Source organism: Gordonia ajococcus (genome assembly GCF_012974285.1).
GTDB classification, from domain to species: domain Bacteria; phylum Actinomycetota; class Actinomycetes; order Mycobacteriales; family Mycobacteriaceae; genus Gordonia; species Gordonia amicalis.
On the sequence record NZ_CP052884.1, the window covers coordinates 3,623,305 to 3,646,563 of the forward strand.

23 protein-coding genes are annotated in these 23,259 nt (G+C 68.5%); 4 read left to right on the plus strand and 19 right to left on the minus strand.

What is annotated here, in order from left to right; all coding sequences use genetic code 11:
* Positions 1–422 precede the first annotated feature (422 nt).
* Entirely contained in the window at positions 423–1,637 is a 1,215-nt protein-coding gene (gene glgC, locus GAA2_RS16460; protein ID WP_159405371.1) for a glucose-1-phosphate adenylyltransferase, read from the minus strand.
* A gap of 113 nt (positions 1,638–1,750) precedes the next feature.
* On the opposite strand from glgC, the gene glgA reads away from it, so the two are divergent.
* Positions 1,751–2,917, plus strand: coding sequence for a glycogen synthase (glgA, locus tag GAA2_RS16465; protein WP_198362468.1), 1,167 nt, complete (start codon positions 1,751–1,753; stop codon positions 2,915–2,917).
* Between the two features lie 24 nt (positions 2,918–2,941).
* Here the strand turns inward: glgA and GAA2_RS16470 are convergent, their stop codons facing one another.
* The 10 genes from GAA2_RS16470 to GAA2_RS16515 all read right to left on the minus strand — a co-directional run bounded on the left by GAA2_RS16470 (position 2,942) and on the right by GAA2_RS16515 (position 11,573).
* A complete protein-coding gene (locus GAA2_RS16470) occupies positions 2,942–3,844 on the minus strand; it encodes a putative RNA methyltransferase (protein ID WP_191834457.1) in 903 nt (300 codons plus the stop codon).
* A 41-nt stretch (positions 3,845–3,885) separates the two neighbouring features.
* Positions 3,886–4,053 carry a DUF3117 domain-containing protein gene (locus tag GAA2_RS16475; RefSeq protein WP_004019232.1) on the minus strand — a complete coding sequence of 56 codons (168 nt, stop codon included), beginning with the start codon at positions 4,051–4,053 and terminating at the stop codon, positions 3,886–3,888.
* A 102-nt stretch (positions 4,054–4,155) separates the two neighbouring features.
* The gene (locus GAA2_RS16480) at positions 4,156–4,602 is read right to left on the minus strand and encodes a DivIVA domain-containing protein (protein WP_024499000.1); all 447 of its coding nucleotides are present in this window, start codon (positions 4,600–4,602) and stop codon (positions 4,156–4,158) included.
* Between the two features lie 139 nt (positions 4,603–4,741).
* Positions 4,742–5,755 (minus strand): glucosyl-3-phosphoglycerate synthase, encoded by a 1,014-nt coding sequence (locus GAA2_RS16485; RefSeq protein WP_024499001.1) that lies wholly within the window; start codon positions 5,753–5,755, stop codon positions 4,742–4,744.
* A complete protein-coding gene (gene folP, locus GAA2_RS16490; protein ID WP_024499002.1) occupies positions 5,752–6,633 on the minus strand; it encodes a dihydropteroate synthase in 882 nt (293 codons plus the stop codon). Before folP ends, GAA2_RS16485 begins: the two co-directional genes overlap by 4 nt.
* Entirely contained in the window at positions 6,630–8,462 is a 1,833-nt protein-coding gene (locus GAA2_RS16495; RefSeq protein ID WP_191834458.1) for a long-chain-acyl-CoA synthetase, read from the minus strand. The genes folP and GAA2_RS16495 overlap by 4 nt, the downstream gene beginning before the upstream one ends.
* Before the next feature lie 76 nt (positions 8,463–8,538).
* Positions 8,539–9,075: a TIGR00730 family Rossman fold protein gene (locus GAA2_RS16500; RefSeq protein WP_024499004.1), complete on the minus strand. Its 537-nt coding sequence runs from the start codon at positions 9,073–9,075 to the stop codon at positions 8,539–8,541.
* Positions 9,072–9,896, minus strand: a complete 825-nt coding sequence (locus GAA2_RS16505) for a TIGR00730 family Rossman fold protein (protein ID WP_006435999.1) — start codon at positions 9,894–9,896, stop codon at positions 9,072–9,074. Before GAA2_RS16505 ends, GAA2_RS16500 begins: the two co-directional genes overlap by 4 nt.
* Positions 9,897–9,947: 51 nt before the next feature.
* Positions 9,948–11,045: a succinyl-diaminopimelate desuccinylase gene (gene dapE, locus GAA2_RS16510; protein ID WP_159405370.1), complete on the minus strand. Its 1,098-nt coding sequence runs from the start codon at positions 11,043–11,045 to the stop codon at positions 9,948–9,950.
* A gap of 18 nt (positions 11,046–11,063) precedes the next feature.
* Entirely contained in the window at positions 11,064–11,573 is a 510-nt protein-coding gene (locus GAA2_RS16515; RefSeq protein ID WP_191834460.1) for a DM13 domain-containing protein, read from the minus strand.
* Positions 11,574–11,785: 212 nt separating this feature from the next.
* On the opposite strand from GAA2_RS16515, the gene dapD reads away from it, so the two are divergent.
* Positions 11,786–12,751 carry a 2,3,4,5-tetrahydropyridine-2,6-dicarboxylate N-succinyltransferase gene (dapD, locus tag GAA2_RS16520; RefSeq protein WP_159405369.1) on the plus strand — a complete coding sequence of 322 codons (966 nt, stop codon included), beginning with the start codon at positions 11,786–11,788 and terminating at the stop codon, positions 12,749–12,751.
* Positions 12,752–12,824: 73 nt separating this feature from the next.
* Here dapD and dapC read toward each other — a convergent pair whose 3' ends face one another.
* The gene (gene dapC, locus GAA2_RS16525; RefSeq protein WP_282707224.1) at positions 12,825–13,967 is read right to left on the minus strand and encodes a succinyldiaminopimelate transaminase; all 1,143 of its coding nucleotides are present in this window, start codon (positions 13,965–13,967) and stop codon (positions 12,825–12,827) included.
* Between the two features lie 62 nt (positions 13,968–14,029).
* The gene (fdxA, locus tag GAA2_RS16530; RefSeq protein WP_024499009.1) at positions 14,030–14,359 is read right to left on the minus strand and encodes a ferredoxin; all 330 of its coding nucleotides are present in this window, start codon (positions 14,357–14,359) and stop codon (positions 14,030–14,032) included.
* Positions 14,360–14,809: 450 nt separating this feature from the next.
* Between fdxA and GAA2_RS16535 the strand changes: the two genes are divergently transcribed.
* Positions 14,810–15,403 carry a cysteine dioxygenase gene (locus GAA2_RS16535; RefSeq protein ID WP_159405367.1) on the plus strand — a complete coding sequence of 198 codons (594 nt, stop codon included), beginning with the start codon at positions 14,810–14,812 and terminating at the stop codon, positions 15,401–15,403.
* A complete protein-coding gene (locus tag GAA2_RS16540) occupies positions 15,400–15,783 on the plus strand; it encodes a rhodanese-like domain-containing protein (RefSeq protein ID WP_024499012.1) in 384 nt (127 codons plus the stop codon). Before GAA2_RS16535 ends, GAA2_RS16540 begins: the two co-directional genes overlap by 4 nt.
* A gap of 112 nt (positions 15,784–15,895) precedes the next feature.
* On the opposite strand, the gene cofG is transcribed toward GAA2_RS16540, so the two are convergent.
* The 6 genes from cofG to GAA2_RS16570 form a co-directional block, all read right to left on the minus strand.
* A complete protein-coding gene (cofG, locus tag GAA2_RS16545; protein ID WP_159405366.1) occupies positions 15,896–17,203 on the minus strand; it encodes a 7,8-didemethyl-8-hydroxy-5-deazariboflavin synthase CofG in 1,308 nt (435 codons plus the stop codon).
* On the minus strand, positions 17,200–18,636 hold the full coding sequence (locus GAA2_RS16550) for a flavin-containing monooxygenase (RefSeq protein WP_236577663.1): 1,437 nt from the start codon (positions 18,634–18,636) through the stop codon (positions 17,200–17,202). Before GAA2_RS16550 ends, cofG begins: the two co-directional genes overlap by 4 nt.
* A 98-nt stretch (positions 18,637–18,734) precedes the next feature.
* Positions 18,735–19,889 carry an FO synthase gene (locus GAA2_RS16555; protein ID WP_191834461.1) on the minus strand — a complete coding sequence of 385 codons (1,155 nt, stop codon included), beginning with the start codon at positions 19,887–19,889 and terminating at the stop codon, positions 18,735–18,737.
* Between the two features lie 62 nt (positions 19,890–19,951).
* Entirely contained in the window at positions 19,952–20,335 is a 384-nt protein-coding gene (locus GAA2_RS16560; RefSeq protein WP_159405363.1) for a facilitated glucose transporter, read from the minus strand.
* Positions 20,336–20,427: 92 nt separating this feature from the next.
* On the minus strand, positions 20,428–21,318 hold the full coding sequence (mshB, locus tag GAA2_RS16565; RefSeq protein ID WP_159405362.1) for an N-acetyl-1-D-myo-inositol-2-amino-2-deoxy-alpha-D-glucopyranoside deacetylase: 891 nt from the start codon (positions 21,316–21,318) through the stop codon (positions 20,428–20,430).
* On the minus strand, positions 21,315–23,246 hold the full coding sequence (locus GAA2_RS16570) for an ABC transporter family substrate-binding protein (RefSeq protein WP_159405361.1): 1,932 nt from the start codon (positions 23,244–23,246) through the stop codon (positions 21,315–21,317). The genes mshB and GAA2_RS16570 overlap by 4 nt, the downstream gene beginning before the upstream one ends.
* Positions 23,247–23,259 lie beyond the last annotated feature (13 nt).

Below are 23,259 nucleotides of genomic sequence, written 5' to 3' on the forward strand. Positions count from 1 at the left end.
TCTGCGTCCTCCGCAAGCTCCGGACGCTCCTCAGGGAGCGGGGGTTCTGCGTCCTCCGCAAGCTCCGGACGCTCCTCAGGGAGCGGGGGTTCTGCGTCCTCCGCAAGCTCCGGACGCTCCTCAGGGAGCGGGGGTTCTGCGCCCTCCGCAAGCTCCGGACGCTCCTCAGGGAGCGGGGGTTCCGCAAGCTCCGAAATTCTCGTCCCCTGAGATGCCTCCGAGGGCAGATTGCCCTTGGACACCGCTGAGCGGGACGAGTTTTCGAACCTCAGGCGAGATCGGCGGGCAATCGACGAGGACGGTCAGCACTAGGTATCGCTTGGCGATACCTAGTGCAGAGCGTGGACCGCAGCGGCGGGTGACCTCGATACGCGGCGCCCTCACTGCGCTCGGTCGTCGCCCCTGCTGCCTGAGGTGCGGCGCTAGACCCGAACCCCCTTGCCGACGGTCACCACGCCACCGGCGCTGACGGAGAAGCGTTCCCGATCGGAGTCGGGGTCGACGCCGAGTTGCTCACCGTCGCCGACGACGACGTTCTTGTCCAGGATCGCCCGGCGGACGACGGCGCCCTTGCCGACGCGTACGCCCGGCATGAGGACACTGCCCTCGACGATTGCACCGTCCTCGACGATGACGTTCGACGACAGCACCGAATTGCGTACGGTCCCAGCCGAGATGATGCAGCCCGAGCCGACCACCGAGTCCTCGGCCACTCCCCCTTGGACGAATTTGGCCGGCGGCAGGTTGTGCGTCTCACCGCGGATCGGCCAGCGACCGTTGTAGAGGTTGAAGATCGGGTGCACCGACACGAGGTCCATGTGTGCCTCGTAGAACGCATCCAGGGTCCCGACGTCGCGCCAGTACCCCTTGTCGCGTTCGGTTGCGCCGGGTACCTCGTTGTCCTTGAAGTCGTAGACATACGCCGTGCCGCGGTCGACGAAGGCCGGGATGATGTCGCCACCCATGTCGTGGTCGGAGTCGGAGTCGGCGGCGTCGGCGCGCAAGGCGTCGACGAGTGCCTCGGTGGTGAACACGTAGTTGCCCATCGAGGCGAAGGTCGAGTCCGGATCATCCGGTGTCCCGGGCGGGTCCGCGGGCTTCTCGAGAAAACGCGTGATCCTGCCGGACGCGTCGGAGTCGATGCACCCGAAGGCGAACGCCTCGGCGCGCGGTACGCGGATGCCGGCGACGGTGACGTCGGCGCCCGATTCGATGTGCGCATCGACCATCTGCGACGGGTCCATGCGGTACACGTGATCGGCACCGAAGACCACGATGTACTCGGGTTGTTCGTCGGTGATGAGGTTCATCGACTGGAAGATGGCGTCGGCGCTGCCGGTGTACCAGCGCGGTCCGAGTCGCTGCTGGGCCGGCACCGGGGTGATGTATTCGCCGTGGAAACCCGACGTCCACCACGTCTGCGAGATGTGCCGGTCCAGCGAATGCGACTTGTATTGTGTCAGCACGCAAATGCGCTCGTATCCGGCGTTGACCAGGTTCGACAGCACGAAGTCGATCAGCCGGTAGGCACCTCCGAAGGGCACCGCGGGCTTGGCCCGGTCGACTGTCAGCGGATAAAGGCGCTTGCCTTCGCCGCCGGCGAGGACGATGCCGAGGACGTGCGGCTGTGATCTCACTCCCCCAACTTAACCGCGATCGGGAGCCTCGGCCAGACGACGGCGCCATCGGATTCGTGGTCGTGTTCGCACAGCGATGGCGAACTGCCCGCGATGCCACTAGCGTCGTCGGTATGAGGGTGGCGATGATGACACGGGAGTACCCGCCCGAGGTGTACGGCGGCGCCGGTGTACACGTCACCGAATTGGTCCGCCATCTACGCGATCTCGCGACCGTGGACGTGCACTGCATGGGTGCCGAACGAGAGACCGCAGCGGTCTATTCACCCGATCCGGGTCTGGCCGGTGCGAATGCGGCGATCACGACACTCTCGGCCGATCTGCGGATGGCCGTCGGCGCCGAGGGCGCCGACGTCGTGCACTCCCACACCTGGTACACCGGACTCGCCGGCCACGTCGCCGGGCAGCTGTACGGCGTCCCGCACATCCTCACGGCGCATTCGCTCGAACCGTCGCGGCCGTGGAAGGCCGAACAACTCGGGGGCGGCTATCGCGTGTCGAGCTGGGTCGAGCGCAACGCAGTCGAATACGCGGATGCGGTGATCGCGGTGAGTTCCGGAATGCGCAACGACGTCTGCAACACTTACCCTCGACTGGACCCCGAACGTGTCCACGTGGTGCGCAACGGCATCGACACCAGCCAGTGGTATCCGGTCGACGATCCGTTCGGGCCGGAGTCGACACTCACCGCGCTCGGCATCGATCCCGACCGCCCGATCGTCGCCTTCGTCGGACGTATCACCAGGCAGAAGGGCGTCGCCCATCTGGTTTCGGCCGCACACCGGTTCGCTCCCGACATCCAGCTCGTGCTCTGTGCCGGAGCACCGGACACCCCGGAGATCGGCGCCGAGATCGAGGCGGCGGTCGGTGAACTGTCGGCATCACGACCGGGTGTGCACTGGGTTCGGGAGATGCTGCCGCTTCCCCGCATCCGCGAGATCCTCACCGCCGCATCGGTCTTCGTGTGCCCGTCGGTGTATGAACCGCTGGGCATCGTGAACCTGGAGGCCATGGCCTGCGCGACCGCCGTGGTGGCGTCGGAGGTCGGGGGCATCCCGGAGGTCGTGCGCGACCACGTCACCGGCCGTCTGGTGCCCTACGACCCGGTCGATCCGCAAGCCTTCGAACACGATCTCGCCCAGACGGTCAACGCGGTCGTCGGCGATCCCGCCGGGGCGGCGGCGATGGGAGTGGCCGGCCGCGAACGGGCCGAGGCCGAATTCTCCTGGGCGACGATTGCCGAACAGACTCTCGGGGTATACCGGTCCGTACTGCGCTGACCGAGCATCTCCGTCCAGCGGGGGTCAGCCCGGCGGGGTCGGGCGGCAGACCGTGACGACCACCGACAGTGTCACATCGACGACGCCTTTCCCCACGAATGCGTCTGCACGTGAGCGGATGTCGGCGTCGTCGGCATGGAAGGCCGACGGGCCCATCGCAACCAGGTCGCCCACGGTCTGGGCGTCGAGTTCGGTGACGGAACGGATCGTCGACGAATCGAGGATCTCGTAGCCGTCGGCGAATGTGGCCTGGAGCCGTTCGGATTTGCCGGAGTCGACGCGCAGCATCCGCATGGGTTCGATGATCTCGGCGAGGTGGTCGGCGGCCGGACTGACGACGACGAGTCCACCGCCCGGGTGCAGTACCCGCGCGAACTCGGCCGCGTTGCGTGGTGCGAACACCGAGAGCGCAACAGTGACAGCGTCATCGGCGACCGGGAGGCCACGCCAGATGTCGGCGACGATCGCCGCGTGGCGTGGGGTGCCGCGGGAGATGGCCCGCGCGCAGAATTTGGAGAGATCGATGCCGAGCCCGCGGGCCTCGACAGACGGCGAGGCGTCGGCGAGTCCGGAGACCGCGGCGCGAAGGTAGTGGCCGCCACCGGCTCCCGCATCGAGTACGACGGGTTTGTCGACGCCGGCACCTAATTCGCGCGTTCGGTCCGCCACCGCGTCGAGGACCGGAGCGAAGAACCCGGCGTCGTGCACCCGCGCGCGGGCCGCGACCATGGCGGCGGTGTCGGCGCGCAACGATCCCGAACGTCCGTCGAGCAGTGAGACATAACCCTGCTTGGCGACGTCGAAGGAGTGACCGTCACCGCAGCGGAGTGTCCCTCCACGCGGCGACGGCCCAGACCCGGCTACAGCCGGGGAAGTCTCGTCGTGCCCGGCCCCCGGGAGACCGGTCTCGAATGGCCCGGCACACACCGGGCATCGAAGCAACTCGACGACGTCGGCGAGATCTCCGTTCAGCCGGTGACCCCGCGGAGTTCTTCACCCAGTGCGGCGGCTTCGTCGGCGGTCAGCTCGACGACGAGGCGACCTCCGCCCTCGATCGGAATCCGGACAACGATTCCACGCCCTTCCTTGGCCGCTTCGAGGGGGCCGTCCCCAGTACGTGGCTTCATTGCCGCCATTCTCAAGCTCCCTTCACAGTGTCCCTGCTTTGAACATGATACGTGTCGTCGTCTCAATCGAATGCGAGTGCGCGACACAAGCGCTGTTCCGGCGTGATCCGGTCATCGGTCGGAGGGTACCGACGGACCTCCTTCGCGGGATGCGGGATTGGGGGTCGGGTCGTCGTAAACCCTCTGCTCCCGGCCGTTCTCGGAGCCGGTGGTGTCGCCCGTTCCGGTCTCGGGAACGCCTGTGGAGCCGTGGGTCACACCTGTCCCGGAGTCGCGCTCCCGGAGACGTGTGATGACCGACCGGAGGTCGTCGACCTCGCGTGCGAGACGCGCCAGCGCCCAATCGACCTCGGACTGCTTGTAGCCCCGCAACGTCTGCGCGAACCGCAGCGCCCGGACGTCGTCGCCACTTATCCCGACCGTCGGCAAACGGGTGAGTGTGGTTTCGGGTTCGACCGGAGGCAGGTCCTCCCCGCGCCCGAAGACGAACCACACGACGGCGAACACTGCCCCGGCGACGAGCGCCATGATCAGCAGGTACAGCAGCAGGGTCTGCATACATTCCATCCTGACAGACCGTCGTCCCGCGGCCCCGCCGGCACCTGGCCGCCTCCGTCCGGCCCGCACAAGCATCCGGCGACACCGCGTCACGCCGAGGGCGTGTCACCGTGTCGCCGGAGTCGGGTGGATCGGCCGGCTAGGAGGCCATCACCTTGGAGCCCATCGAGCGGAGGGTGTTCATCGGCGGACGGTCCTCGAGGTAGACCTCGGTGGTGTGCGGCGTGAACGAGCCGTCGGGCTCGGCGGTGAACTGCGTCAGCCCGACACCGGAGTCCTCGATGCCGCACCGGCGCATGAGCGTGCCCACGATCTGACGGCTCATCACGCCGAGTTCGATCAGCGGACGATTGCGGTGGGTGCGGACGCCGAGGTTCACCTGGCCGATGCCCGCGAGGCCGTAGCGGTCGTAGGTGTCGATGAGGAGTCCGATCTCGACGCCGTAGCCGGGCGCGAACGGCACCGACGACAACATCTCGCGGGTTCCGGCGTATTCGCCGCCGAGCGGTTGCAGGACCGCGGTGAGGTCGGGCTTCTGCGAGGCCAACAGCGGCCGGGCGACGAGTTCGGTGACTCGACCGCCGCCGTTGGCGTCCTGGGTGCCGCCGGTACGCAGCGGACGGCGGTAGTACCCCTTGACGAGGTGGATCTCGGGATTCACCAGAAGCGGGCCGAGCATCTTCGGCACGAACATCGGATCCGGATCGATCAGGTCGGAGTCGACGAAGGCGATGATGTCGCCGGTGGTCGCGGCGATCGAGCGCCACAGCACCTCCCCCTTGCCCTTGACGGGTTCGAGTTCCGGCACCGCCTCTTCGCGGGTGATGACCTGCGCGCCGGCGGCCAGTGCACGTTCGGCGGTGGCGTCGGTGGAGCCCGAGTCCAGGACGATCAGTTCGTCGACGAGCGTGCCGTACAGCGGCATGATCGTGGCGATCACATCGGCGACGGTCTCTTCCTCGTTCAGGGCAGGCAGAACCACCGAGACGGTGCGTCCGCCCTTGGCGGCGACGAGTTCCTCGATGGTCCACTTCGGCTGTTCCCAGGTGTGGGTCGTCGACCACTGCCGCTCGTCCGCGAGCGACTCGGCCGGCGTCGGCCACACGGTGGCCTTGTCACGACTGATGGGGTTACGTCGCTTCTGCTTGGTCATGCAAGTCCCCTGACTGTTCGGGCGGGCGGTCTCGTTCCCGCGATGGCAGCGACCATGTCGACCACGCGACGAGTGGCGGCGACCTCGTGAACGCGAAAAATCCGGGCGCCGTCGGCGGCAGCCAGACTCGTCGCGGCGAGAGTTCCCTCCAACCGTTGCTCTAGATCTGTACCCAGAGTCTCCCCCACAAAATCCTTGTTGCTCAGCGCCATCAGGACCGGCCAGCCTGTATTAACAAGATCTTTCACATGGCGTAACAGAGCGAGCCCGTGGTGAGTGTTCTTGCCAAAATCATGCGTCGGGTCGATAACGATCGCATCTCGATGCACGCCCGCTGCCAGCGCCCGCTCCGCCGCACCGGTCACCTCGGCGAGTACGTCGGCGACCACGGCGTCGACGGAATCGCCGTAGGCGACACGGTGCGGCCGGGTCCGCACGACGGCACCACCGGTGTGGGAACAGACGATCCCGGCTCCCCGTTCGGCCGCCACCGCGACGACCTCGGGGTCGTAGCCGGCCCAGGTGTCGTTGATGAGATCGGCGCCCGCCGCGCACGCCTGGTCGGCGACCTCGCTGCGCCAGGTGTCGACGCTGATCAGCACGTCGGGATGGCGCTCACGAATCCACGAGATCATCGGGACCACGCGGGCAGCCTCGGTGGTCGCGTCGACCTCTTCGCCCGGCCCTGCCTTCACGCCGCCGACGTCGACGATGTCGGCCCCCTCGGCGACCACCTGGTCGACGCGTCGCTGCGCGGCCGTGTCGTCGAAGCTGGCGCCACGGTCGTAGAAGGAGTCGGGCGTGCGGTTGACGATCGCCATGACCAACGCGCGGTCGGTGGCCACCGGACGACCGCACAGGGTCGGCGAAACGGTCATCCCTTGGGAACCTTGGCGGCCGCCACTTCGTCGGCGTAGTCCTCGTAGTACTCCACGTAACCCTTCTCCTTGCCGAGCAGGACATAGACCTGTCCGGCGTCGGCATCGGCCTCCGCGTAGCCCTCCTTGCGGAGCTCGACCTTGCGGTTCTTGAAGGTGGAGGTCCGCTCGAAGTCGTCGACGATCCGCACGAACAGCGGGACCGCATACGACGGCAGCTCCTCGTAGAGGTGTTCGGCGAGACGCTTGGGGTCGAGGTCGGCGCCCTCGCGCAGCTTCACGGCCGCCATCCCCGCGCGACCGTCCGTGCCGGGCACCTCGACACCGTAGACCACCGACTGGGCGACCGCGTCGTAGGAGTCGACCGCACCCTCGACCTCGGTGGTGGCCACGTTCTCACCCTTCCAGCGGAACGTGTCGCCGAGCCGGTCGACGAAGGAGATGTGCGCGAAGCCCTGGTCGCGGACGAGGTCACCCGAGTTGAAATACGCGTCGCCCTTCTTGAAGGCGTCCCGAACGATCTTCTTCTCGGTCTCCTCTTCGTCGGTGTAGCCGTCGATCGGTACCCGGTCGGAGATCTGCGCGAGCAGCAGACCGGTGCCGCCCTTGCCCACCTCGGTGAGCCGCCCGTCGTCGTTGCGCTTGGGGTTGCCCTCATCGTCGTACTCGACGATCTTGTACGGCAGCGGGCAGAACCCGGCCGTCTTGTCGACGGTGAAGGCGTTGACGAAGGCCAGGTTGAGCTCGCTGGCGCCGTAGAACTCGACGACGCGGTCCACACCGAACCGCTCGCGGAACTCGTCCCAGATGTCGGGCCGCATCCCGTTGCCGACCACGGTGTGAACCGAGTGCTGCCGGTCGGTGGGCTTCTCCGGCTGCGCCAGCAGATAGCGACACAACTCGCCGATGTAGCAGAAGGCGGTGGCGCGGTTGAGGATCACGTCGTCCCAGAACTTCGACGCCGAGAACGAGCGGCCGACCGCGATGCACGCACCCGATGCGAGCACCGACGACAGCGACACCGACAAGGCGTTGTTGTGATAGAGCGGCAGCGGCACGTACATGGTGTCGCTGTGGCGTAGTCGAACCGCGAGACCACCGATGCCGGAGAGGCTCGCCAGCCAGCGGTTGTGGCTCATCACGCTGGCCTTGGGCATTCCGGTGGTCCCCGAGGTGAAGATGTAAAAGGCCTTGGTCGACGCCGGCAGCTGCGCGGTGATCTCCGGGTCCGAGTCCGGCTTGCCCTCCGCGGCCGCGTCGAACCGGGCGAAGTCGTAGACGTGTTCGGGCAGCGCCGATTTCGGGATCGACTCGAAGGCCTCGGCACAGTCCGGATCGTGGACGAGCACCTTGGCGTCCAGCAACCCGACCGAGTGTTCGAGGACGTGACCGCGCTGGTTGTAGTTCAGCATCCCGGCGATCGCGCCGAGTTTCACCGTCGCCAACATCAGCAACAGATCGGTGGCGTTGTTCTTGGACAGCAGCGCCACCACATCACCCTTGCCGACGCCCGCCTCGGAAAGGACTGCGGCGTAACGGTTCACACGGCGATTGGCTTCGCCGTAGGTGGTCGTGCGTCCCTCGAAGCGGACGAACGGGCGGTCCGGATGCGCAGCCGCGTGCTTCTGGAACACCGATCCGATGGTCTTCTTGGCCTCCGGTGGCCGACGGATCAGGCCGGGTGCGTGCTTGATCATCCCGCTCGCGTGGGGCGCCATCTTCACCACTCCGCGGAGGAGATCCGCGACCCCGACGGTCTTGACCGCATCCTTGGTCGAACCGTTGGTCGTGTCGTTCTGGACGTCCTTGCGCTGGGTGTCTGGGGACATGTGGGCTCCGCTCTCCGCTGGGCGTCGTGAGTGCCCCGCGCACTCACCGGGCTACCTTACCGGCCGGTAGGAAGTTCTACCGCTGTGTCGCCAACTCGATCGCCTCGTCGATCGATGCCGTGACCAGCAGCCGGTCCAGCGATCGCCGGGAGACGAACCCGGTTGTCGACAACTCTCGCAGCCAGCCCAGGAGCGGCGCGTAGAAATCGAAAGGATCGAGCAGAACCACCGGCTTGTCGTGCATCCCGAGGTAGCCGCCCGTCCAGGTCTCGAACAGCTCCTCCAGTGTTCCGATACCCCCGGGAAGCGTGATGAAACCATCCGCGCGCTCATCCATGAGGCGCTTGCGCTCGCGCATGGTCTCGGTGATGACGAGTTCGTCGGACCCGAGATCGGCGACTTCGCGCTGGATCAGCGCCTTCGGGATGATCCCGATCGTGGTGCCGCCCTCCGCGCGCGCCCCGGTGACGAGCGCACCCATCATCGAGACATTGCCACCGCCGGACACGACCGAGTGCCCGGCACGCGCGATCGCCGCGCCCACCTCGGAAGCGAGGTCGAGGAAACGTTGCTCGACGGGACCGGACGCACAGTAGACACAGACGGCACTCACCGGGCAATCGTGCCATCGGCGCCGGGTTGTTTCGCGCCGGGCTGGGTGGGAGCGGCCGCCTCGATCGCCGCGACGACGTCGTCGGGGTCGTCGACGACGGTCAGCAGGTCGAGGTCCTCGGGAGAGATCATCCCGCGCGCGGCCAGGACGTCGCGCATCCAGTCGAGCAACCCACCCCAGAAATCACGACCCACCAGGACGATCGGGAATCGCACGACCTTCTTCGTCTGCACCAGCGTGAGCGCCTCGAAGAGTTCGTCGAGCGTGCCCATCCCGCCGGGCAGGCAGACGAAGGCCTGCGCGTACTTCACGAACATGGTCTTGCGCACGAAGAAGTAGCGGAAGTTCATGCCGAGGTCGACCCACGGGTTGAGGTCCTGCTCGAAGGGCAGCTCGATGTTGAGGCCGATCGACTGGGCGCCCGCCTCGTGCGCACCCTGGTTGGCCGCCCGCATCACACCGGGCCCGCCCCCGGTGATGACGGCATAGCCCGCCTCCCCGAGCGCACGTCCGACCCGCACGCCGAGTGCGTACTCCGGCGATTCGGGCGCGAGACGCGCCGACCCGAAGACCGTCACCGCCTCCGCGACCTCGCTCATGGCGTCGAAGCCCGCGACGAACTCCGACTGGATGCGCAGCACCCGCCAGGAATCGCGCATCGTGCGTTCGGCGCGACGGTTCTCGTCGCGCGGGTCGATCCACTCGAGGAGTCGCCGGTCCGTCGTCTTGCCGCGCTGCTTCGGGCGAACGCGGATGGGTCCGACGTAGTAGACGTCGTCGGCGGCGGGATCGGACGCGGACGATTCCGGATTGGTCGACATGCGGCTCACGCTAGCAGCGGGCCGATCCACCCCCGCCCGGCGTCGGGCGGCTCAGGACAGATAGCTGCGCAGCAGGTCGGTGACCATGCGGATCTGCTCGACCGGAACCCGTTCGTCGACGCGGTGGGCGAGGTTGGGGTCGCCGGGTCCGAGGTTCACCGCCGGGATGCCGAGTGCGGAGAACCTCGAGACGTCGGTCCAGCCGTATTTGGCCCGGAAGCGCCCCTGAGCGGCCTCGACCAGCGCGGCCGCCGCCGGGTGCGCCAGGCCGGGGAGTGCACCGGCCGCCGCGTCGGTGACCTCGAGGGTGACCGTGCCATCGGCGAGGTCGGTCGCGAAGACCTCGCGCACGTGGTCGAGGGCTTGTTCGACGGAACGATCGGGGGCGAAGCGGAAGTTCACGTCGACGTGCGCAGCATCGGGGATCACGTTGCCCGCGACACCGCCGCCGAGCCCGACCGCCGAGAGTCCCTCGCGGTATTCGCACCCCTCGATGTCGACGCGACGAGCCTCGTATGCGGCGAGCTTCGTCAACACTCCCCCGAGTTTGTGGATCGCGTTGTCACCCATCCACGAGCGGGCCGAATGCGATCGAGTACCCGAGGTGGACAGTCGAACCCGAAGCGTCCCTTGGCATCCCGCCTCGATCAGACCGGCGGTGGGTTCGCCGAGGATGGCGACGTCGCCGGCGAGCCATTCGGGCAGCTCACGTTCGATGTCGTTGAGGCCGTTGAACTCGGCAGCGATCTCCTCGCAGTCGTAGAAGATCAGCGTCAGGTCGTGCGCGGGTTCGTCGAGCGTCGCGGCGAGGTGCAGGAACACCGCGTCGCCCGACTTCATGTCGACGGTGCCGCACCCGTGCAGGACGTCACCCTCCTCGGGATGCGTCTCCCGACGCGACGGCAGATTGCCGGCCACCGGCACGGTGTCGAGGTGCCCGGCGAGGATGACACGCTGGGCGCGACCACGATCGGTCCGGGCGAGCACACGATTACCGTGCCGAAGGATCTCGAAGCCCGTCGTCTGTTCCCGCAGTGCCGCTTCCACCGCATCGGCGATCGCCGTCTCGTTGCGTGACTCGCTCTCGATGTCGACGAGGGCGGCGGTCAGTTCGACGGGATCGGCGGCGAGGTCGAGTGCGGTGCTCACGCACATACGGTAGCGGGGTCAGTCGGCGGGCGGTGAGGTCAGTTCGGCGGCGCCGAAGGAGACGCTGAACTTCACGCACCACAGGAACACCGCGGGATAGGCGTCGAGGTCGACATCGGCGGGGATCTCGTAGACCTGGTTGCCCTTGTTGCCCTTGATCATCCCGAGATCGACGTGGGGCGGGTCGGCCGCGGCTCGCCAACCGCCGAGGCCTTCGACGACCTCGGCCTGCGACAGCCAGACGTGGACATCGGGTCCGGTGGTGGTGTCGAGGTCCTCGATGGCGAGAACCCGCGAGCCGTCCGGCTTCTCGATGATCGACACGGTTCCGGAGGTGGAGTGCTCGTGGCTGATGAATCGTCCCCGTGACACCAGGACCGGCGCGACCGGCGGCGGCTGACCGACCTGCGAGGTGGACGGCGTCACGGCGACCGGGATCTCGTCGTCGACCTCGGTGTCTACGAAGATCAGCCACGGCTGGAAGATCACCGCCGCGACCGCGACGCCGACGACGACCACGAACCCCACGCCACCGAGTACCCAGGGCAGGCGGCGTCTGCGCCGGGGGCGGGTGGGAAAGGTCGGTCGTGGCCGGTCATGGCTGCGACGATACGAGCGGTGAACACGCTCCCACCAGGACTTTGAGCCATTCGGATGACGCCGCGCACCGAGTGCCGCGATGCCTGGACGACCGGTGGGCGGCGGGAGTCGCCGTCGTCGATCACCTAGACTGACGAGTCGTGACAACTACTGGCGCACACGCAACTGGCATCGCAACCGTGATCGACGGGGGGTCGACCCCAGGAGTCGTGCTCGACGTCTGGTTCCCCGCACCCGAACTCGACGGCGTCGAGACCGCCGAGACCGTCGTCCTCGACGAGGAATCGACGCCGTCCGAACTGCGCGACCTGGTGGGTGTCGACGAGGCCCGCGGCGTCCGGACCATCGCGGTTCGCACCGGCATCGCCGACCTGTCCGCCGCCCCGGTCGACGCCTACGACGTGTACCTCCGACTGCACCTGCTCTCCCACCGGCTCATCGAGCCGCACGGCGCGAACCTCGAGGGCATCTTCGGGATGCTCACGAATGTCGTCTGGACCAACCACGGCCCGTGCGCGGTCGAGGACTTCGAGTCGGTGCGCGCCAAGCTGCGCGCCCGCGGCCCGGTCACCGTGTACTCCATCGACAAGTTCCCGCGCATGGTCGATTACGTCGTCCCCGGCGGAGTCCGCATCGGTGACGCCGACCGTGTCCGGCTCGGCGCCCACCTGGCCGCCGGTACCACCGTGATGCACGAGGGCTTCGTCAACTTCAACGCCGGCACCCTCGGGTCGTCGATGGTCGAAGGTCGCATCTCGGCCGGCGTGGTCGTCGGCGACGGCTCCGACATCGGCGGCGGCGCGTCGACGATGGGCACCCTCTCCGGCGGCGGCAAGGAGATCATCTCGCTCGGCAAGCGCTGCCTGCTCGGCGCGAACGCCGGTTGCGGCATCCCGCTCGGCGACGATTGCGTCATCGAGGCCGGGCTGTACGTCACCGCCGGCACCAAGGTGACCGGCCCCGACGGCACCCAGATCAAGGCGCGTGACCTCTCGGGTCAGTCGAATCTGCTGTTCCGGCGCAACAGCCTGACCGGCGCGGTCGAGGTCGTGCCGTGGAAGGGCGACGGCATCGCACTCAACGAGGCGCTGCACAAGCACAACTGAGGTTCCACAAACCCACCACTCATGGAGAAACCCAGCACCCATCGGGTGCTGGGTTTCTCCGTTTGTGGTGGGTTTACGCGGTGAGTCGCGCGGCCGCGGCCGCGATGCGCTCGTCGGAGGCGGTGAGCGCCATGCGGACGTGCTTCTGCCCTGCCGGACCATAGAAATCACCGGGCGCACAGAGGATTCCGCGTTCGGCGAGCCAGGCGACGGTGTCGCGGCACGGCTCGTCACGGGTGGTCCAGAGGTAGAGGCCCGCCTCGGAATGGTCGATGCGGAACCCGGCCGCCTCGACCGCGGCCAGCAACGTACGACGACGATCCGCGTAGTGCGCACGCTGTTCGTCGACGTGCGCGTCGTCGCGGAGGGCTGCGGTCATGGCCCCCTGGATCGGGAACGGCAGCATCAAGCCGGCGTGCTTGCGCACCGCGAGGAGTTCGGCGATGAGATCGGGGTCACCGGCGAAGAAGCCGGCACGGTACGACGCGAGGTTGGAGATCTTCGACAGCGAGTGCACGGCCAGCAGACCGGTGTGGTCGCCGTCGCACACCCGCGGGTCGAGGATCGACAGCGGTTCGCCCTCCCAGCTCAAGCCGAGGTAGCACTCGTCGGACACCACGACGGTGCCGCGTTCGCGTGCCCATCCGACGACCTTGCGCAGGTGGTCGACGCCGAGGATCTTGCCCGTCGGGTTCGACGGCGAGTTGATGAACATCAGCGCGGGCTTCGACGGCCCCAGCGCGACGGTCGAATCCGCGCGCACCGGCCGAGCACCGGCCAGCAGCGCACTCACCTCGTAGGTCGGGTAGGCCACCTCTGGGATCACGACCTCGTCCCCCGGTCCCAGGCCGAGGGTCGACGCCAGGCCGGCGATCGCCTCCTTGGTGCCGATCACCGGGAGGATGCCCGACTCGTCGAGCCCGGTGACACCGTGACGCCGCGTCAGCGACTCGGCAGCGGCCTCACGGAGCTCGGTGGTGCCGATGGTGGTCGGGTACCCAGGGAAGCCGGAGGCGTCGGCCAGCGCGTCCCGGATGAGCGCCGGCACCGGATCCACCGGCGTGCCGACCGACAGGTCGACGATGCCGTCGGGATGGGACTGCGCCGTGGCTTTCGCACCCGCGAGGGTGTCCCACGGGAAATCGGGCAGCCGACCGCTCACGCGCGTCGACGACACGCGGAGCGGCGCTGCTGCGCGGGAAATGGGTGTGCTCACTGCGGGCCGCTCTGTCTTCTTCGTACTGTCTGTCTGCGTCGTACCGTCGGTCTTGTCGGCTGTCAGTCTTCTTGGTTCATCGGCGGCAGGCCCTTGATGAAGGCCGGGTCGGCATCGGTCTTGCCGACCTTGCTGGCGCCACCGGGCGAGCCGAGGTCGTCGAAGAAGTCGGCGTTCGCGCTGACGTAGGGCTCCCACTCATCCGGGACATCGTCCTCGTAGAAGATCGCCTCGACCGGGCACACCGGTTCGCACGCACCACAGTCGACGCACTCATCCGGCTGGATGTAGAGCATGCGCTCACCCTCGTAGATGCAGTCGACGGGGCATTCCTCCACGCAAGCCTTGTCCAGGACGTCGACGCAAGGCTCCGCGATGATGTAGGTCACCACTCACTCCTTCGCTAGGGAAGATCGTTGTCGGCGCGACAGGGTGAGCAGCTCGGCGTCGAACGACTCTCCGGCGTCGGCGCCGGCGCGATCCGAGGGCTGGTCGAATCGCATCCCACAGTATCCGCTGCGGTGGTGTCCACGACGAAATCGGCCCCCGGCTCCAAGACATGCAGAAGGCCTTGCTGTAACGAGGATCACATCGATGACCGGGTGCCCACCGGCGTGACGGGCGACTTTCGCTCAGGGTGCCGACAATTCTCGACTCCGGCCGAGGCGTCGGGCATTCTCGGCGGCATGATCGTCGTGTCGAATCCGGTCGCGGTAGACCGTCCCCGTTCCGGCCGATGGGCCGTTCCGGGACTCGAACCGACCTCGCGGTCGATGTGTATGTGCTGTCGCTGACCTGATCAGCCCCGACCCACACATCCACTCCCCTCTCAAGGATCTGCCATGACCTCGACCCTGGCTCGCACCTCGATCGCCGCTTCCCCACCGAAGAACGTCACCCCGAGCACCCGAGGCCCGGTGACCGCGATCGCGCCGCGGACACGAACCCACCTGCCGACGCACCTGCGGCCGGCCGACCTTCTCCGCATCACCGACCAGGGGGTGGCCGATGTGCTCGACGGCCGTCACGACACCCTTCTCCCGGCCGAGTGGGACACCACCCACCGATGGTCGACGCGCCTGTATGCGGACGACGACCTCGACCTGTGGCTCATCAGCTGGACTCCCGGGGAGGCCACCGAACTCCACGACCATGCCGGCTCCCTCGGTGCGCTGACCGTCCTGTCGGGGTCCTTGCGGGAGTACCACTGGACGGGAGACGATCTGGCCGTGCGCGTTCTCGATGCCGGCGACCAGGCCGCCTTCCCGCTCGGATGGGTGCACGACGTCGTGAAGAACCCGACGGTCGAGGTGACCGGCCCGACGCTGAGTGTGCACGCCTATTCGCCGCCGCTGACCGCAATGTCGTACTACGAGGTGGCCGACGCCGGCCACCTGCGTCGTACCCGCACGGTCCTGACCGACGAACCCGAATGAGCGACAAGCCCGCTCCGCGCACCATCGACGACGTCCTCGCCGCGGCCCGCGAACGTATCGAACGGATCGACGCCGCATCGGTGCCCGACGAACTCGCGGCCGGCGCCGTCCTCGTCGACATCCGACCGGCGGCCCAGCGCGCCGCGGAGGGCGAGGCCCAGGGGTCACTGGTCATCGAGCGCAACGTCCTCGAATGGCGATGCGACCCGGCCAGCGACGCACGCATCCCCCAAGCCGTCGACCACGATGTGCGGTGGATCATCCTGTGCCAGCAGGGTTACACGTCGAGTCTGGCGGCCGCGGCGCTTCACGACCTCGGATTGCATCGCGCGACCGATGTGATCGGCGGTTACGAGGCGCTCGCACCCGTGCTCGGCTGATGCCGACACGGCTCGATCGCGACTCCTCCAGCGAGGGAAGTCATCGCCACTTCGCGGCCGGAACCGCTGATCAGGAGCCCTTCTGCCCAGAGGTGGCGATCTCGCGGGGGGTCTAGGCCACCGCGGGCCACGGACGCGGCACCGGGCACGTGTCGACGGCGAGGCCGGTCGACGGGTCGGCGAGCGCGGACACATGGTGTGCGAGTGCCGGGTCGATCCAGTTCGCGGCGTCGAGCACATACGTCGGCTGCGCCGTGATCCGTTCGGTGAGAACGAAATCCGACTCGGCGGTACGGGCGGCCAGTGCATCCAGATTCGGCCAGGGACGTTCGGGGTTCACGTGGTCGGGGGTAAGCGGCGACACCCCACCCCAGTCGTCGATGCCGGAGGCGATGAGCGCGGCACACTCGGCCGGCGACACCAGGTTCGGCGGCGCCTGCACCCGCATGTGCGGTCCGAGGACGATGCGCGCCACGGCGACCGCCGCGAGGAACTCGGTCATCTCCGCGTCGGGGGTGGATCGCATCGCAGTGTCGGGTTTGGCCCGGAAGTTCTGCACGATCACCTCCTGGATGTGACCGCCCGCGGCGTGCACCTTCGCGATGGCGAGCAGGGATTCGGCTCGCTCGTACAGTGATTCGCCGATCCCGACGAGGATGCCGGTCGTGAACGGGACCCGCGCGGTCCCGGCGTCGCGCAGCACCTGCATCCGGACCAGCGGGTCCTTGTCCGGGCTGCCGTAGTGCGGTTGCCCCTTCTCGGTGTACAGACGGCGCGACGTGGTCTCGAGCATCATGCCCATCGACGGGGCCACCGGACGCAGACGCAGGATCTCCTCGAGGCTCATCACCCCGGGATTCAGATGTGGCAGCAGGCCGGTCTCGGTCAGCACGGCCACGGCGGCCGCGCGGACGTAGTCGAGGGTCGACGAATAGCCGCGCGCGGCAAGCCATTCGCGCGCCTCGGGCCACCGGTCCTCGGGACGGTCACCGAGCGTGAACAACGCCTCTTTGCAGCCGAGTTCGGCACCCCGACGGGCGAGGTCGACGACCTCGTCGAGTTCGAGGTACAACCCCTCACCCGCGCGGGCGAGTTTGCCGGGCACCGTCACGAACGTGCAGTAATGACACCGGTCCCGGCACAGCCGGGTCAGCGGGATGAACACCTTGCGCGAGTACGTGACCTGGCGCGAACGCCCGACCGCGTCGAGCCCCTCGTCGCGAATCGCACCGGCGATTGCCTGCAGGCGGACGAGATCCGCACCCGCACAAGACAACAGCGTGACCGCCTGGTCGATGTCGATGGACTCGCGGGCCTCGGCAGCGGCCAGGGCGGCATCGATCGCCTCACGTGAAGGACGTTCCGCGGCAGGATGTTCCACAGCCTTGGCCCGCACCGTGGGGATGCTGAGGTCGGTCATCGTTCCCCTTCCGAAGGATCACGACTGGTCAGGTACGGCGCGGGGTCGAAGGTCCCGTTGCGTTCGCGGAACGACGCCGCGGTGCCCGGCCAGAGCAGCGTGAGACGTCCGCTGTCCGGGTCGACATACCAACTGTCGCAACCGGTCAGCCACACGGTCGACGCACTGCGCTCGTCGATCTCGCGAGTGTAGGCGGCCTCGGCCTCGGGCGAGACCTCCAACGCCCCCACATCACTGTCCCCGAGGAACTCCAGAGCGCCGAGCACATAGTCGAGCTGCGTCTCGATCATGTAGATCGCCGAGTTGTGGCCGAGCGCCGCATTCGGCCCGTCGAGGACGAACATGTTGGGGAATCCGCTGACGACGGTCGACGCGTACGAGGTCATCCCCGACGACCAGTGCTCGGACAAGCGAAGTCCCGCCCGGCCGACGACGCGGCTCGCCGCGGGCGGCCGCGCGGACTCGAAACCCGTTGCCATCACGAGGACGTCGAGGTCGAAGGTGCGTCCGCTGCGTGCGGTGGCCTTCGATTCGGTGACGGAATCAAGCGCACTCGGCTCGAAGACCACGTTCGGCCGCTGCAGCGACGGATAGAAGTCGTCGCTGAGCAGGATTCTCTTGCATCCGATCTCGTAGTCGGGCGTCAGGAGCTCACGCAACATCGGATCGTCGACCTGACGGTGGAGGTGGTCGCGGGCCCGCGCCCGGATCTCGTCGATGTCGGGATGCAGGCCCAGTCGCTGCCGGAACGCGCCGTCGGCCTCGGTGAGAAGCTGGTGGCGGACCTCGCCGGCGACCTCCGGATCGAGCAGGGCGGCACGTTCCTCAGCGGTGTAGCGGCGGTCCTCCCGCGGCACCACGTAGGGAGCGGTCCGGCAGAACACGACGAGCTCTTCGGCGGCGTCGGCCAGGTGCGGGACGAGCTGCACCGCCGACGCACCGGTGCCCACGACACCGACCCGGGCCCCGTCGACGGCGACGTCGTCGTGCCAGGCCGCGGTGTGGACGACCTGACCGGGGAACCCCCCGAGACCCTCGATGTCGGGGATCCTGGCCTCGGACAAACGGCCGACGGCGAGGACGAGCGTCCGCGCACGAAACGTCCGGCCGGAGCCGTCCGCGCCGGCCGCGGTGATCATCCAGCCGGCTGCAGCCTCGTCCCAGGTCGCCTGCCGCAGTTCGCAGTTCAGCAGAATGTGCTCGGCGAGACCCTCGTCGGCGACGGTCTGTTCGAGATAGTCACGGATCTCGCGGCCGCTCGGATACCGCGACGCCCAGTCGGCCGGTGGGCGGAACGAGAACGAGTACAGATGCGCGGGGATGTCACACGCGATGCCGGGGTAGACGTTGTCGCGCCAGGTACCGCCCACTGCGTCGGCCCGCTCGAGGACGACGAAGGACTCGCGGCCGCGACGGGCGAGCTGCGTGGCCATGCCGAGGCCGGCGAAGCCGGCACCGACGATGGCGACGTCGACGTCGTGCACCCCGTCGTTGTCGTCCACCCGGTCACCCCCCTGCGTCGCCGTTCCCGTCACGAACGTACCTGCGGGAGCGGGAGCAGCCGATGCGTTTCCGGCTCGGTGTAGCGGGTGGTGCGCTGACGTGGCGTGCGCCCGGCACGATCGGCGACGGCGACGAGGGTGTCGACGTCGAGGACACGACCCGCCTCCGGACCCGCATGCGGCATGAGCCGGCCGTCGAGCAGCAGGCCGCCGATGTCGTCGGCACCGCCGCGCAGCAGAAGGTCGACGGTGTCGGACCCCAGCTTGGTCCAGGCAACCTGTAGATGGTCGATCAGCCCGGTGGACATCAGGCGGGCGACCGCGTGCAGGGCGCGGGTCTCCCGTTGCGACGCGGTCGACGTCGCGGCGTCGATCAGATGCGGCGGCGTGTTCGACGAGACCATCGGCATCAGGATCAGCTCGCTGAAACCACCCGTGCGGCGCTGGATTCCGAGCAGGGTCCGCAGGTGTGCGACCTGCTGCTCGGGGGTCTCGACGTGCCCGTAGACGATGGTTGCGGTCGAGAACAGGCCGACGCCGTGTGCGGCCTCGACGATCTCGATCCACTCACGCGCCGGTGCGGAGCCCGTCGGCGACAGATACCCGCGCACGGTGTCGTCGAGGATCTGGGCGGCGGTTCCGGGGATCGACCCGAGTCCGGCGGCGCGCAACCGGCGGAGATGTTCGTCGACCGTCGTCCCGGTTCGGGCCGCCCCGTCGGCGATCTCCGCCGCGCGGTACGCGTGCAGGTGCAGACCGTCTGCCGCGCCGGTGATCTCTTCGACCAGGCGCACGTAGTCACCGGCCGGCCGGTCGGCGGGCAACGGCCCCTGCATGCAGATCTCGGTGGCGCCGAGTTCGACGGCCTCCCCGACCAGATCGGCGAGTGTCGGATCGTCGGATCGCCGTTCATCCGAGATGAGGCGGGCGGCGACCCCGGTGTCGAGATTGCGGTTCACGACGAAGGTCAGGACGCCCGGCTCGGTGACCCGGCCCCGGACCGCATCGGCGAGTTCGCACAGTTCCTCGAGCTCGGTGCCGGAGGCGCCCAGCAACGCGACCCAGCCCTCGTCGTCGAGGGCGTCCGGGCCGAGGGCTGTCGGGTCGTCACGGAGACGGCTCAGGGCCGCTGTGACGCGCTCGATCGGGGCCGTGATGTCTTCGGCCCACGCGCGCAGAACCATGTCCACACTCTAACGCTCGGCCGTAGTCGGCCTGCGCGCCGCAGGATCGGCCCCGGCGAAAGTCAGTCGTCGGCCTCGGGTAGCCGGTGAGTCCAGCTGAGCACCGCGGCCGGCCCGATGCCCAGTACGAGGAGCAGCAGGGTCTGGACCAGGTAGTTCCCCGACGTGCTCAGGATGACGTCACCGCCCGGTCCGGGGAGGCCGCCGGCGATGAGAACCACCACCCCCCAGGCGCCGAGCGGGGCATACCGCACCGGCGACGAGGTGTACCCGGCCGCCAGCCAGAGCAGCGTCGCGTTGAGGAGGCCGGCGACGAGGGCCGCCACCGGCAGCGCGACCCCACCGAAACGCTGGTACGCGAACGCCACGCTGAGAAGGCCCACCGCGAAGCCGTCCAGGATCAGCAGCGCCAGGAGGAGCCGGTCACGGACGTGCGGATCGATCATCGAGCCACCACCGCCCCGCGTCGGACTCTTCGGGTCCGGAGTCCCGGAGGTGCGATTGCGTGTACCGCGGGCTGACATGTTCCCCACCGTCCTCACACGATCCCGGCGAAGAGGTCCGTCTCCCGGTCGCCGCCGAGAGCGTCACGCGGATCGTGGTCGGTGAGGACGAAGTGCTCGTGGCGGTGGATCGGCTGCAGGATGTTGTTCGACAGCGCGAACTCGGTTCCCGACGGCGCGACGGTCACCTGCGTCACATGTGCGGCGAGTGCGGCGACCTTGTGGGAGTGGTACGCCGCCACGTCGACCTCGGTGGTGATCTGCTCGTCAGGGTAGCTCGGCAGTTCACCGGGATGGGGCATCCGCCAGCCATCGGGCACACCGGGAGCCGCCGCCAGGCCGTTCTCGAGCGCGCTGCGCTCGGTGACCGACTCGTACAGTTTCACGGGGCCGCCGCCGGCCGCACGGGCGCGTGCGACCGCGGCAGCGGTGACCTCATGCACGAGCTTGTGGTCGGGGTGCCCGTATGTTCCCGACGCGTCGTAGCTGACGACCACCTGCGGAGCGAAGTCGAGGAGCAGCTCGACCAACACGCCGACCGGCTCGTCGAACGGTGCCTGCACGAGAGCGCGCGGATGGTTCGCCGACGGGGCGCCGGCCATGCCCGAGTCGCGCCAGCGTCCGGCGCCGCCGAGGAAGCGCGGGGTCAGGGCCGGACCGTCGGCTGGGCTCAGTGCCGCGAGGGCGCGCGTCAGCTCCGCGATCCGGTAGCCGCCGAGCTGGTCGGCGCCGCCGTCGGCGACCAGTTGTGCGTATTCGTCACCGATGACCTCGCCCTCCTCGCCGAGGGTGAAGGTCAGGACGCGCACGTCGACGCCTTCGGCGAGATAGCGGGCGATGGTCCCACCGGTCATGATCGTCTCGTCGTCGGGATGGGCGTGGACGAGCAGCAGCCGCCGGTCCGCGGCCCGGTTGGCCTCGGTCACGAGAGCTTCCAGTCGACCGCGGTCCCGAAGATCGACTCCTGGATCGGTCCGGTGAGCGGCACGTCACGGACCGCGGGCGTGACACCGACGATCATCGAATCCTGGTACAGCGGCAGGTAGATCGCCTGCGCGGCCAACAGCGGCTCCGCCTGGTCGAGGGTCCCGATCGGGTCCTCCTCGGACAGCGCGTTGCGCGCGAGCTCGATCAACCTCGGGTCGCAGAGACCGGAGATGTTGCTGGCGTAGCTGTCGCCGACGTCCCCACCGCTCGGCGCGATGCTGGTGGGGGTCGGCGGGGTGGCGGGCGACGGCTCGGTACTCGGCTTGGGCTGATTGCAGTCGACGGTCGAGGCCAACGACGCCGCCGGCGGCACACCGAGCCCGGTCCAGCCGACGACGAGGTCGACGCGCTTCTGGGTCAGCGCCGAGCCGTACAGCTCGCTGTTCGGCATCGTCACCACCTGCGAGCGGATTCCGGCGCTGCGCAGCTGGTCGACGACACTCGACGCGGCCGAGATGGCGCGCGGGTCACCGGCCACCGCTCCCACGCGCACGAGCAGGTCCTGACCGTCCTTCTGGAACGGCAGGATGCCCTCGGGCAGCTCCGCGACCTCGACCGCCCCCGGGGTCGGCGTCGCGGCCGGGTTGGACGGGGTGGAGGAGCCGGCCGCGGACGGCGTCCCGGACGCGGGCGCCTCGGTCGACGGCTCGGGTACCGGGGAGGTCTGTCCGGTCGTCTCCGGGTCCGCCCGGCGGTAGCCGGCGCCGGCGAGGAGCGCATCCACCGCGGCCCGGTCGGGACGCGGGCGCGAGATCGGGGTGTAACCCGGGTCGGACGGCGCGAACACGGTGTTCGCGTACGGCTCGACGATCCAGTCCCCCGCACCGGCGAACGTGGTCAGCCGGGGATCGACGAGGCCGAGGATGGCGCGCCGCACCTCCACCGAGCTCATCGCGTCGGTGCGGGCGTTGACGCTGATGCCCAGCGAGCGTGAGGTGAGACTGCGTTCGGTCTTCAGGCCGGGCAGTGCGGTCAGTTCGGCGGCCGTTGCGAGCGAGGCACCGAGCGCGACGATCTCGGAGTCACCCGAGCGCACGGAGTCGAGCATCTGCGCGTTGCTACCGGCACGGCGGAGCACGATCTGGTCCAGCCGCGGCGGCGTCACCCAGTAGCGGTCGTTGCGGGCCAGGCGTACCTCGTCGCGGGTCTTGTCGATCCCGACGATCGCGTACGGGCCGGCCGAGACCGGCTTGCCGGTGTCCATGCCGGTCTGGAAGCCGGCCGGAGCGCCCTTGAAGACGTGACTCGGCAGCAACCCGGTGAACAGCTCGCGCCAGGCCGGATACGGCCGCTCGAAGCGCACCTCGACGACCTTGCCGCCCTCCCGGGACTGCACCGAGTCGATGAGCCGGTAGCCCGCCGGGGCCACCACGTTGGGCTGCCGCGACATCTGCTGCCACAGGTAGCCGAAATCGTCGCCGGTGACCGGCAGTCCGTCCGACCACTGGGCGTCGGTGTGGATGCGGTAGGTCACCGTGAAGGGCTGACGCGACGTCACTTCGGCGGAGGTGACGAACTGGCGCTGCAGCTCCCACACCGGTCCGGCGGGCGTCTGTACGGGAGAAAAAGCACTCGGGAGCGTCATCGCGGCGACTGCCGTGGTCACCGGGTTCTGATCTGCCGCGATGTGCGGATTGAACCCGTTCCCCACCGAGTCGGTGGCGATGAAGATCGTCTTCTCGACCGGATACTCGGTCGGCGTCGGCGGCGGCCCGGTGTCCCGGACGGGCGGCGGCGGATCCGCCGTGCACGCCGTCAGGGCGATGAGCAGTGCGACACCGCACGAGAGCAACCCGAGCACACGGCTCCGGTTCGTGGCGTCGCGACCCCGCTGTGGTCTCGCCCGTTTCACCTCGGATACCCCCATGAAGATGCTTCTC